The following is a 12,584-nucleotide window of genomic DNA, read 5'->3' on the forward strand; positions in this document are numbered from 1 at the left end:
TCAGATCAGCGGGGGTTGCTGGGCGGCGGCGCGGCGCAGCTCGGAGGCACGCACCAGCACCTTGGGTGGGTCGAGTTCTTCGGGGATGCAGAAGATGCCGGCGCGGCGCAACGCCAGGCCGCCGCGGCGCAGCGAGGTCAGCGCCACCACCGGGATCGATACCGCCATGCCCACGATCACCGGGGCCATCCACGCCGCCAGCGACGGCGAGACCAGATAGGCCAAGGTCCCCATGAACACGCCGAACACGGTCAGCCCGCCGTAGCTGCGCAACAACGCCGGCCACGACAGCTTGCCGTCGTCGCGCACCTGCGCATCCCAGCCCGAATCCTTGCCGGCCAATACTTCGAACACGCCGCGCGATTGCAGGTACATCACCACCGGCGCCATCAGCGCGGCCAGCAAGGTTTCCAGCAGGATGCTCAGCGCGGCGCAGATGGCACCGCCGCAGGCACGCAGTTCGCGCGGGTTGAGCAGCAGGCAGATGTAGCCGAGCAGCTTGGGCGCCAGCAGCACGAACATAGTGCAGATGAAGATCCAGATCGCATTGCCCTGGCTGCTGCCGTGCCAGTAGCGGGCAGGCGAGAACGGCAGGTCGCCGGCCAGGTCGATGCCGCCGCCGGCCAGCGGAATGCCGATGCCGATCAGCATCAGCAGGCCCCACATCGGCGCGGTGAAGTAATGGCCGATGCCGATCAGCATGTGCATGCGGCTGATCCAGTGCAGCCCCCTGGCGCCGACCACCTTGGCGTGCTGCAGGTTGCCCTGGCACCAGCGGCGGTCGCGGATCAGCAGGTCGGTGAGCGTGGGCGGGCCTTCTTCGTAGCTGCCCTGCAGATACGGCACCATATGCATGGCCCAGCCGCCGCGCCGCATCAGCGCCGCTTCGACGAAATCATGGCTGAGCACGTGGCCGCCGAACGGCTTGCGCCCACGCAGCGACGGCAGGCCGGCGTGATCGGCAAAGGCCTGGGTGCGGATGATGGCGTTGTGGCCCCAGTAATTGCTCTCGGCGCCATGCCACCAGGCCACGCCGAAGGCGATGATCGGCCCATACACGCGCCCGCCGAACTGCTGCATGCGGGCGAACAGGGTCTGCCCGTTGACCACCGCCGGCAGGGTCTGGATCAGGCCCACGTCCGGGTTGTTTTCCATACCCGCGACCAACCGTACGATGGTGTCGCCGGTCATCACGCTGTCGGCGTCCAGAATCAGCATCTGCGGGTAGTTGCCACCGAAGCGGCGCACCCAGTCGGCCACGTTACCGGCCTTGCGCGCGGCATTGTCGGCGCGGCGGCGGTAGAAGATGCGTCCATGCCCGCCGACGCTGTCGCACAGTTCGTTGTAGACCCGCTCTTCGGCGCGGCCGATGTGCTCGCGGGTGGTGTCGCTGAGCACGAAAAAGTCGAAGTGCTCCAGCTGCCCGGTCTCGGCCACCGATTCGTAGATGGCCTGCAGGCCGGCCAGCAACCGGCGCGGGTCTTCGTTGTAGGTGGGCATCAGCAGCGCGGTGCGCGAGCGCAGCGTGGGCAGCGGTTCTTCCGGATCGATGCCGAGCTTGCGCCCGGCACGCGCGACCACGGTGACGAAGCCGGCCACCGCGCTGGCGAAGGACATCGCGATCCAGGCGAACAGCAGCACGAACAGCCCGAGCAGGCAGCCTTCCAGCACGCTGATGCCGTCGGGCCACAACACGCTGAGCATCACCCACACCGCGACCGCAGTGGTGGCGAAGGTGCCGCCGATCAGATAGAAGCGGCGCAGCCCGATGCCGGGCGGCGAGGTGCGCTGGTGCGGCACCTGCAACTGGCCCTCGCGCAGCGATTGTTCGGGCATCGCCAACGGCGCTTCCGGCGGCAGTGTGGGCTGGCCGGCATCGAGCGCGGAGACGGGGGGCAAATCGGTGGGCGCGGGGGAAAGGGTCACGGTACCGTCCATCAGGGCTGTCCGTCGCACGCGGGCGACAATGTGGGCGGAAACGGAAGATGGCTTCCCGCGATGCGGCGCGAGAACCTCATGCATGCGTCAACGAGAGCAAGCCTGGCGGTGTGCAGGCACAACGCGGGGTTGGCAGCTTTGGAACCACTCCGATGCACAAACTCTCCTGGCGGCGACGCACTGTCGCGGCTCATGCTAAAGAATCGTCCGTTAAAGGAAACGAAGGCCATTGTGCGGTCTTCGCCCCTTCCCGACGAGGACCGCGCGGCAGACTACGCGGTGACAACCGAACGCAACCCCAACAGATTGCGGGCTGGCGCGCAGGCTGTCACGGCCGGCGCTGCCCTGCCGCCACCATCAGCGATGCAAGCAATATGCCAGCAGCGGCGCGGCAACAGCCATGCCGCGCCAGCCCGCGCCGGCATGGCCGTTGCCGCAGACGCCGCCTACTTGCGCGCCGCCGCGCTGGCATCGCGGATGGCGCGGAATTGCGAATCGCCGCTCCAGTTTGGCCATTGCCGCGAATCGGCCAGTTGCTGGCCCAGCGTGTACAGCACGCCCAGGTCGCGCGCGGCGCCAGCGAAGGTCCAGTCCGGCTTCCACTCATCGCCCTGCTGGTGGTAGCGCTTGGCGGTGTAGTCATCGGCGGCAGCCTTGCCTGCGGCCACGCCGCCCACTTCCCAATCCTGCCCGGCCGCATACGACAGCGCCGGCACGCCGCGCTTGGCGAAGGAGAAGTGATCGGAACGGAAGAAATAACCGGCCTGCGGCTTGGGATCGGGGGTGTAGCGCAGCTTGGATTGCGCCGCCACGGTCTTGAGCTGGTCGAGCAGTTCGAGCTTTGCGGTGCCGTAGATGCCGAAGTCGCGCGAGGGCACGAACGGGTTCATGCCATCCATGTTGATGACCGCCACCGTGGTGTCCAGCGGGTACAGCGGCTTGGAGGCGTAGAACTCCGAACCCAGCAAGCCCTTTTCCTCGGCGGTGACCGCCAGGAACACCACCGAGCGCTCGGGCTTGGGCCCTTTGGCAAAACCACGTGCCAGTTCCAGCAAAGCGGCGGTGCCGCTGGCGTTGTCCAGTGCGCCGTTGAAGATGGTGTCGCCACGCGCATCCGGCTTGCCCACGCCGATATGGTCCCAGTGCGCGCTGTAGATCAGCGTCTGGTTGGGCCGCTTGCTGCCTTGCAGATGCGCCACCACGTTGTGCGAGGTAATCACGTCGGATGTGACCTGGTAGCGGGCGCTCAGGCCCTGGCCCTTAAGTTCCACCGGTTTGAAGCTGCGGGTCTGCGCCTGCTGCTTCAATGCATCGAAATCCAGGCCAGCGCGCTTGAACAGCGTGGCCGCCAGATCGCGCTGGATCCAGCCTTCCAACGTGGGATGCGCCGCGCGCGGGTTGTCGCGCACCACGTCGAACATGGTGTTGGTGTTGGAACTGGCCACGGTGTCCCAGCCATAGGAGGCCGGCGCGGTTTCGTGCACCACCAGCACGCCGAGCGCGCCCTGGCGTGCGCCTTCTTCGTACTTGTAGCTCCAGCGGCCGTAGTAGGTCATGCCGGCGCCGTCGAAGGCGCCTTTGCCGGTTTCGAAGTCCGGGTCGTTAATCAGCACCAACGCGATCTTGCCCTTCAGGTCCACGCCCTTGAAGTCATCCCAGTCGCGCTCGGGCGCCTTGACGCCATAGCCGACGAATACCAGCGGTGCGTTGGCGATGTCCACGGTGGACGAGCCGTCGAGCGCGGCGCGGATGGCGATCTGCTTGCCCTGGGTCAGCGGCTGCGACTTGCCGGCATCGGCCAGCGCGATGGTCGGTGCACCGACGATATCGGCGCGCCGCAGCGGTACCGCCTGGGTCCACAGCCGCTTGCCGTCGGCCAGATCGCCACCGGGCTGCAGGCCGGCGGCGGCGAACTGCTTGCTCAGGTAGGCCACGGTCTTGGCTTCGCCAGCGGTGGCCGGGCCACGGCCTTCGTAGGCGTCGGAAGCCAGTTCCTTGACGTCGCGCGAGATGCGCGCACCGTCGAACGTCGGCGTCTGCGCCAGTGTGGCGGTCGAGACCGCCATTGCCAGTAGTCCTGCTGCAACTCGCTTCACTGCGCACTCCGGTGTGATCGAACAAGCCCGGAGTGTAAGTCAGGACGCCGGCAGTGGCTGCATGCACGGCAGGGCGATGACGCTGGATGCCTGCCGGCGCTGCATCACCGCGCCGACACTGCGCAGCCCTCGCGCGCGGCGTTGTTCAAAACAGATCCACGCTCCCGACCTGCTGGATGCTCTGCTGCAACTGCCCGCTGGCAATCAGCTCGGCATACACCGCGGCACGGTTGCGGCCGTGCTGCTTGGCCCAGTACAGCGCCTTGTCCGCCTCATCCAGCATTTCGCTGATGAGCCGGCCATGGGTCAGCTCCACGATGCCGGTGCTGAGGGTGACCTGCCCCACCTGCGGAAAATCGTGCCCGGCCACCGCCGCACGGAACCGCTCGAACAAGCCGACGGCGATATCGCGATCCACCCCGCGCAGCACGATCACGAATTCCTCGCCGCCGAAGCGGAACAACAGGTCGTCCTGCCGGAACGCGCGCTGCATCAGCTGCGCCACCAGCAACAGCACCTCATCGCCATACAGATGCCCGAAGGTGTCGTTGACGCGCTTGAAGTGATCGATGTCCACGATCCCCAGCCACACACCCTGCGTCGCTGCGGCCTCGGCACTGCCGGAAAACAGCTGCAGGATCACATCGTCGAATGTCTTGCGGTTGCGCAGGCCGGTCAACGCATCGCGCTGGGCGTCGTCGAGCAGACTGCGGTAGTTCTGGAAGAACCGCGCAAACCCCTGCAGCATCGCCTGCTCGGCGGCACCGGGCGCGCTTGCCCCGCCCACCCGCAGGCAGGTGCGGATGCCACGCGCTTCCATCATCGGGTAGACCAGCAGCGAGCGGCCATCCTGCTGCAGTTGCAGCACCTCGCCCGGGCCATGCATCTCGGCCAATTGCGCACGCATCTGCGCATCGTGCAGCTCGGCCACCGTCAACGACAGGCGGCCGTCGTCGCGCAACAGGCTTTCGGCCATGGTGCGGCCATCCGGGGCGATCCGCAGCAGCGACAGTTCCTCGACGGCGCACACCTCGCGCATGGTGCGCAACAGGCTCAGGTCGAGCAGTTCCGCATCGCGGATGGCGCTCATGTCGACCATGCGTTCCAGCAACGGCGTCGCGCTCATCGACCCCTCCGCCGGGCGCACGCGGGCCCGCCACCGCAAAGGCGGCCTGTTGGCAGACAACGGGGACGGCAACGCAGAGGCTTCACGACGGCGACCAACAATCAGGTAGCCGGTTCATCGGCGCAGGTGACACAAACTTGAGATCACGCGCCGGCCGGCCTCAGCGCGTGACCGGTTGGCCGCCACGCGGCGGCGGGCACGACCGCGCGCCGCCACGCCGGGCTGCGCCGTTCAAGGCAATGCCGATTCCAGTGCATCCTCGCCCAGCGCATGCGCCTGCATCAGGCGCCGGCTGCCGGCATTCAGGCCTTTGACCTGCACCTCGAGCTCGTGATGCCGCAGCCGCTGCACCACCTTGTCCAGGGCGGCCACGGCGGTGATGTCCCAGAAGTGCGCGCGACCGACATCGATCACCACACGGCGGCCGGGCACCTGCCGCGCATCGAAGGCATCGATGAATACATCGGCCGAGGCGAAGAACACCTGCCCGCGCACGTTATAGGTCCGCACGCCGTCTGCGCCATCGTCGTGGGTGATCTGCAGCAGCCCGGCCACCTTGAAGGTGAAGAACACCCCGCTCAGCACCACGCCCACCGCCACTCCGGCGGCCAGGTTGTCGGTGGCCAGGGTCACCGCCACGGTGGCCAGCATCACCACGCTGGAGGTCCGCGGGTGGGTGACAACGGTGCGCAACGAGCGCCAGTCGAAGGTCTCCGCCGAGACCATCACCATGATGGCCACCAGCGCCACCACCGGCACCTGCGACACCCACGGCTTGAGCAGCACCATCAGGATCATCAGGAACACGCCGGCAAATAACGTCGACAGCCGGCCACGGCCGCCGTACTTCACGTTGCCCACGGTCTGCCCGATCATGCCGCAGCCGGCGATGCCACCGAACAGGCTGGCCGCCGCGTTGGCCAGGCCCAGGCCGGTGCATTCGCGGTTCTTGTCGCTGGGGGTATCGGTGAGCTCATCGACCACGCGCGCGGTCATCAACGATTCGAGCAGGCCCACCATGGCGATGGCCAGCGCCGGCAGCGCGATGATGCGCAAGGTCTCCAGCGTCAGTGGCACCGCCGGCCACTGCAGGAACGGGAGCGCAGTGGGCAGCTTGCCCAGGTCGGCCACGGTCTTCAGCGGCAGCTGCAGCACGCTACCGGCGATGGTCAGCAGCAGGATGCACAGCAGCGGAGAAGGAATCGCCGATAGCCCCGGGATGCGCAGGCGCGGCAGCCCGTAGATGATCGCCAGGCCCGCCCCCAGCATCGCCCAGCTGGCCAGGTTGGCGCCCAGCAGATGCGGTAGCTGCGCGGCGAAGATCAGCACCGCCAGCGCGTTGACGAAACCGGTGCGCACCGAGCTGCTGACGAAGCGCATCAGCACGCCCAACCGCAGCAACCCGAACAGGATCTGCACGGCGCCGGCCAGCAGCCCCGCCGCCAGCAGATACGGCAGGCCATGCACCGCGACCAGGGGCGCCGCCACCAGCGCCACCGACCCGGCCGCCGCCGAGATCATGGCCGGCCGGCCACCGCAGAAGGCGATGACGATGCCGATCACGAAGGAGGCGAACAACCCCACCTGTGGGTCCACGCCTGCGACGAAGGCGAATGCGATCACCTCGGGAATCAGGGCGAAGGTGGCAACCGCACCGGCCATCAGTTCGCGCGCGGGCGAGGCGCGCCATTGCGCCAGTTCGGCACGCAGCAAGGACATTCGTGGACACTCCAGGGACAAGAGGGACAGCGCGTGGCCATCCGGAGGTGCGAATTGTGGTCCAAACAACCGCTTCCGGTGTGACTGAATCGCCAAAGCCTCTTTCTGTGGCGCAAATCACGCCCCGATCCGGGGCCCAGGAACAAGATGCCCCCCTTACTGGGCCCGGGTGTCGGGCTCGCTCACCCACGGAGATCCGCATGTCCATCCTCAGGACCGTCACCGCCGCTGCGTTGGCCACCGCGCTGGCGCTGGCTGCCGCCCCGGCGCACAGCTATGCCATCAGCAACAACCGCATCGTCGACGACAACGGCAATGTCGTGCAGCTCAAGGGCGTCAACGTATTCGGTTTCGAAACCGGCAACCATGTCATGCACGGCCTGTGGGCGCGCAACTGGAAAGACATGATCGGCCAGATGCAGAGCCTGGGCTTCAACGCCGTGCGCCTGCCGTTCTGCCCGGCCACGCTGCGCAGCGACACTCAGCCGACCAGCATCGACTACAGCCGCAACGCCGACCTGCAGGGCCTGACCGCGCTGCAGATCCTCGACAAGGTCATCAACGAATTCAATGCGCGCGGCATGTACGTGTTGCTGGATCACCACACCCCCGACTGCGCGTCCATCTCTGAACTCTGGTACACCGGCTCCTATTCCGAAGCCCAGTGGCTCACCGACCTGCGATTCGTGGCCAACCGCTACAAGAACGTGCCGTTCGTGCTTGGCCTGGACCTGAAAAACGAACCGCACGGCGCCGCCACCTGGGGCACCGGCAATGCCGCCACTGACTGGAACAAGGCCGCCGAGCGCGGTTCGGCGGCCGTGCTGGCGGTGGCGCCGAAATGGATCATCGCGGTGGAAGGCATCACCGATAACCCGGTGTGCTCCACCAACGGCGGCATCTTCTGGGGCGGCAACCTGCAGCCGCTGACCTGCACCCCGCTGAACATCCCGGCCAACCGCCTGTTGCTGGCGCCGCATGTGTATGGCCCGGATGTGTTTGTGCAGTCGTACTTCAACGACAGCACCTTCCCCAACAACATGCCGGCCATCTGGGACCGCCACTTCGGCCAGTTCATCGGCACGCACGCCCTGTTGCTGGGCGAATTCGGCGGCAAGTACGGCGAAGGCGATGCACGCGACAAGGTCTGGCAGGACGCACTGGTGAAGTACCTGCGCAGCAAGGGCATCAACGAAGGCTTCTATTGGTCGTGGAATCCCAACAGCGGCGACACCGGCGGCATCCTGCGCGACGACTGGACCACGGTGCGCCAGGACAAGATGACGCTGCTGCGCACCTTGTGGGGCACCATCTCCAACACTACTCCGACTCCAACTCCGACGCCTACTCCCACACCAACGCCGACGCCTACTCCCACACCAACGCCGACTCCGACGCCCACCCCGGGCACCAGCAGCTTCAGCACCAAGGTGATTCTGGACAGCAGCTGGAATGGCGGCGCGTGCAACCGCGTGCAGGTCACCAATACCGGCACCGCCAGCGGCACCTGGTCGATCGCGCTGCCGGTCACCGGCACGGTCAACAATGCCTGGAACGTCACCTGGTCGCAGACAGGCAATACGCTCAAGGCTAGTGGCGTGGACTTCAACCGCACGCTGGCCGCCGGCGCCACCGCCGAATTCGGTTTCTGCGCGGCTAGCTGAGCATCGCGTGGCGGGCACCGGGGTGCCCGCCACATCCGCCACATGCAGCCAGGTCGCTGACCAGACCACCGCGTAGGAGCGCACCCGGGCGCGATGAGGCGTCACCGTTATTCCCATCGCGCCCAGGTGCGCTCCTACCGCTTTGTGCGTCACCGAATTGGTGTCGGTCTGACTTATCGATCGTGGTGGTAACGCCACTGCGCGATCGCAACTGCACTGCAAAAAACCCGCCTGTGTCCCTGTAGGAGCGCACCCGGGCGCGACGAGGCGTCACCGTTATTCCCATCGCGCCCAGGTGCGCTCCTACCGCTTTGTGCGTCACCGAATTGGTGTCGGTCTGACTTATCGATCGTGGTGGTAACGCCACTGCGCGATCGCAACTGCACTGCAAAAAAAACCGCCTGTGTCCCTGTAGGAGCGCACCCGGGCGCGACGAGGCGTCACCTGCTCTCCCGTCGCGCCCAGGTGCGCTCCTAGGGCTTTGCGCTTCACCGAGTTGGTGTCGGTCTGGCTCATCGATCGTGGTGATAACGCCACTGCGCGATCGCAACTGCACTGCAAAAAAACCCGCCTGTGTCCCTGTAGGAGCGCACCCGGGCGCGACGAGGCGTCACCTGCTCTCCCGTCGCGCCCAGGTGCGCTCCTACCGCTTTGTGCGTCACCGAATTGGTGTCGGTCTGGCTCATCGATCGTGGTGATAACGCCACTGCGCGATCGCAACTGCACTGCAAAAAAACCCGCCTGTGTCCCTGTAGGAGCGCACCCGGGCGCGACGAGGCGTCACCTGCTCTCCCGTCGCGCCCAGGTGCGCTCCTAGGGCTTTGCGCTTCACCGAGTTGGTGTCGGTCTGGCTCATCGATCGTGGTGATAACGCCACTGCGCGATCGCAACTGCACTGCAAAAAAACCCGCCTGTGTCCCTGTAGGAGCGCACCCGGGCGCGACGAGGCGTCACCTGCTCTCCCGTCGCGCCCAGGTGCGCTCCTACCGCTTTGTGCGTCACCGAATTGGTGTCGGTCTGGCTCATCGATCGTGGTGATAACGCCACTGCGCGATCGCAACTGCACTGCAAAAAAACCCGCCTGTGTCCCTGTAGGAGCGCACCCGGGCGCGACGAGGCGTCACCGTTACTCCCATCGCGCCCAGGTGCGCTCCTACGGCTTTGTGCGTGGGTGAGAGTGCTCCGGCGGTCGCGATGCGTCGATGGACAAAGCGTCGCGTTGGCAATCGAGCCATCGGCTGAGGTGCCCTCATCCGCCCTTCGGGCACCTTCTTCCCGATGGGAGAAGGAACAGTGTGTGGCCGCCAGTTTCAACGCGCAGCGTCGCGACGCCCCTGTTTTCCACGCGCATGCTTTGCCGCATACATCGCCTCGTCTGCCGCGTGCATCAGGCTTGCGGCATCGGCCTGGTCACCCTGCTGCCAGGCCACGCCGATGCTGGGCTGGATCGGTAGCCATTGCTCGCCGAACATGGCCCCGGCGGCGGCGGCCTGGCGGATGCGCTCGGCAACACCGCTACACGCTGCCTCGGGCAGCTGCAGGTTGTCCAGCAGCACCACGAACTCATCGCCAGCCAGGCGTGCCACCAGGTAGCGGCCTTCCACGGCGCGCTGCAGGCAGCGCCCGAACTCCATCAGCACCGCATCGCCGGCACGGTGGCCGTAGGTGTCGTTGATGCGCTTGAACCCATCCAGGTCCAGGAACATCACCGCCACGGCGCGCTGCAGTTGCTGTGCCTGCGTCACCGCGTCTTGCAATGCCTCGGTCCAGGCGTGGCGGTTGGGCAGGCCGGTCAGCGCGTCGCGGGTGGCGCGCTCGTGCATCAGGCGGTGCAGCGCCTTGTGCGCGGTCACGTCCTGCGCCATCAGGAAGAAGCCTTGCGCACCCGCACGCGAACGGCGGGTTTCCGGCACCAGGGTGATTTCCACATCGCGTGCGGTGCTGCCAGACCGCAGTACGTGTTCGAAACTGGCACGTCGCCCGGCCGCCACCTGCGCCAGTGCAGCGCGGGCGGGAATGCTGAGCGCGGCGCCGAGCAGATGGGTGATGGGCAGGCCGACCAGGCTGGCAGGCTCCACGCCCAGCCAGTCGCGATGCGCTTCATTGGCGAACAGGCAGCGCTGGCTGCCATCGAACTGGCTGACCAGCGCCGGGGTGGCATCGCTGATCGCGCGCAGCCGCGCTTCGCTTTCGGCCAGGCGTTCGGCGGCGACATGCCGCTCGGTGACGTCCTGGACCTGCGACACGAAATGCACCGGCGCGCCGCTGCCATCGCGAACCAGCGACACCGACAACTGCGCCCAGATCACCGCACCCTGCCGGCTGATGTAGCGCTTGGCCAGGCTGTAGCTGTCGCGCTTGCCGTCGATCAGTTCCTGCACCAACTGCAGGTCCATCTGCAGGTCGTCCGGGTGGGTGATCTGCTGGAAGGTGGTGCGCAGCAACTGCTCGCGCGGATACCCCAGGATGCTGCACAGCGATGGATTGACGTCGCGCCAGCTGCCGTCCAGCGACACGATGGCCATGCCCTGCGGTGCGGTTTCGAAGGCGCCGGCGAACCGTTCGGCGGCCAGCTGCGCGGCCGCTTGCGCCTGCAGTTCGGCGGTGACGTCGATGGCCATCGCCAGATAGCCGGCCAGGCCCTGCTGCGCATCGTGGATGATGTTGAAGCACAGCCGCACCCGCCGCAGCTCGCCATCCTTGCGCACCAGCGTCCACAGCTCCACGCCCAGTAAATCGCCAGCGGCGGCGGCCGCCAGCTTTGCATACGACGGCGGCGACAACGCCAGCGTGGCCATATGGCGTTCGAGTTCGGCTTGCAGATGGAACTGCGCGGGGCACCCACCCAGCACCTCGGTTGCGGCATACCCCAGCAGCCGCTCGGCACCGGGATTGAACAACTCCACGCGTCCCTGCGGGTCGAACGCGATGATCGCCACGTCCTTCGAGGCATCCACCAGTGCCTGCAGCCGCGCGCGCTCGGCAGCCAACGCCGCCGAGGCATCCTTGAGCTGGGTGATGTCGTGCATCACGCACACCGCGCCCAGCGCCGAGCCGTTGTCGGCGGCCACCGGGTCGGCATTGCACAGCACGCTGCGTGCGGGCTGGCCGTTGGCGCGGATCACCAGTTCGGCATTGCGGACATGTTCGCCGTGCCAGGCACGCACCAGGGGAATTGCCGCCGTCGGCAGCAGCGTGGTGCCGTCGGCGGCGTACAGATCGAAATGCTGCGCCCATTGCGCAGGCGGCAACACCCGCGGGTCGGTGCCGTGCCAGCGCCGGGCGGCGTGATTGAACTCGCGCAGCAGGCCATCGGTATCGCAGGCCACCACCCCGTCAGGCATGGCTTCCAACAGCATGCTGAGCGTCTGCCGTTGCGCCTGCGCCGCCAGGCGATCACGGCGCGATTCCAGCAGGTTGGCAACCTGATGCGCGAGGCGGATCAGTGCCTGCTTCTGCTCTTCGCCAAGCACGCGCGGACGCGTGCTGAGCGTGCACAGGGTGCCGTAGGTATGGCCCTCGCGGCCGATCAGCGGCACCCCAACATACGAGCGGATGCCCGGAACAGCGGTGACCAGCGGGTTGGCGGCGAAGCGCGGGTCGGCCTCGGCATCGGGCACCTCCATCAGCTCGGTGCCCATCACCGTGTAGGAACAGAACGAGACGCTGCGCGGCGTGCCCTCCAGGTCGGTGCCGCAGCGGGCCTTGAACCACTGCCGGTCGGCATCCAGCAGCGAGACCAGCGCCATCGGTGCGCCGGTGACATGCGCCGCCAGCCAGGCGAGATCGTCGAATTCAGCCTCGGCCTCGGTATCCAGCACGCCCAGCCCGCGCACCGCTTCCACGCGCAAGGCGTCGTTGTCGGGAATCGGCACGGGCGGCAGCAGGGCGGTCATGGCGAAGTCAGGGACGGCATGTGCTCAAGTCAGGTCGCTCGAAGTAACGGCGAAACGACGGTCAACTTAAGCACCGTCTGGATGGGTCCGTTAAGGCGCGGCGACCGGCCAGCGCTGCGGGTGGCGTTGGCGCCACGGCAACGGC

The 12,584-nt window shown here is 67.0% G+C and carries 5 protein-coding genes and 1 pseudogene; 1 reads left to right on the plus strand and 5 read right to left on the minus strand.

The genetic code is table 11. From position 1 onward, the window contains the following. From mdoH to ACCQ13_RS16720, 4 genes are all read right to left on the minus strand, one after another. On the minus strand, window positions 1-1,938 hold the full coding sequence (mdoH, locus tag ACCQ13_RS16705) for a glucans biosynthesis glucosyltransferase MdoH (RefSeq protein ID WP_159407593.1): 1,938 nt from the start codon (window positions 1,936-1,938) through the stop codon (window positions 1-3). 446 nt (window positions 1,939-2,384) lie between these two features. After that, window positions 2,385-4,034 (minus strand): M28 family metallopeptidase, encoded by a 1,650-nt coding sequence (locus ACCQ13_RS16710; RefSeq protein ID WP_159407594.1) that lies wholly within the window; start codon window positions 4,032-4,034, stop codon window positions 2,385-2,387. Between the two features lie 145 nt (window positions 4,035-4,179). Beyond that, window positions 4,180-5,160: a GGDEF domain-containing protein gene (locus ACCQ13_RS16715; protein ID WP_167526949.1), complete on the minus strand. Its 981-nt coding sequence runs from the start codon at window positions 5,158-5,160 to the stop codon at window positions 4,180-4,182. Between the two features lie 231 nt (window positions 5,161-5,391). Further along, on the minus strand, window positions 5,392-6,879 hold the full coding sequence (locus tag ACCQ13_RS16720; RefSeq protein ID WP_159407595.1) for a SulP family inorganic anion transporter: 1,488 nt from the start codon (window positions 6,877-6,879) through the stop codon (window positions 5,392-5,394). Window positions 6,880-7,079: 200 nt separating this feature from the next. On the opposite strand from ACCQ13_RS16720, the gene ACCQ13_RS16725 reads away from it, so the two are divergent. Further along, entirely contained in the window at window positions 7,080-8,543 is a 1,464-nt protein-coding gene (locus ACCQ13_RS16725; RefSeq protein ID WP_104602478.1) for a cellulase family glycosylhydrolase, read from the plus strand. Between the two features lie 1,310 nt (window positions 8,544-9,853). Here the strand turns inward: ACCQ13_RS16725 and ACCQ13_RS16730 are convergent. Next, window positions 9,854-12,459: pseudogene (locus ACCQ13_RS16730) on the minus strand (PAS domain S-box protein). Window positions 12,460-12,584: the final 125 nt, after the last annotated feature.

Origin of the sequence: Xanthomonas sp. NCPPB 1638, assembly GCF_041475635.2 — a bacterium.
GTDB lineage: Bacteria > Pseudomonadota > Gammaproteobacteria > Xanthomonadales > Xanthomonadaceae > Xanthomonas > Xanthomonas cucurbitae.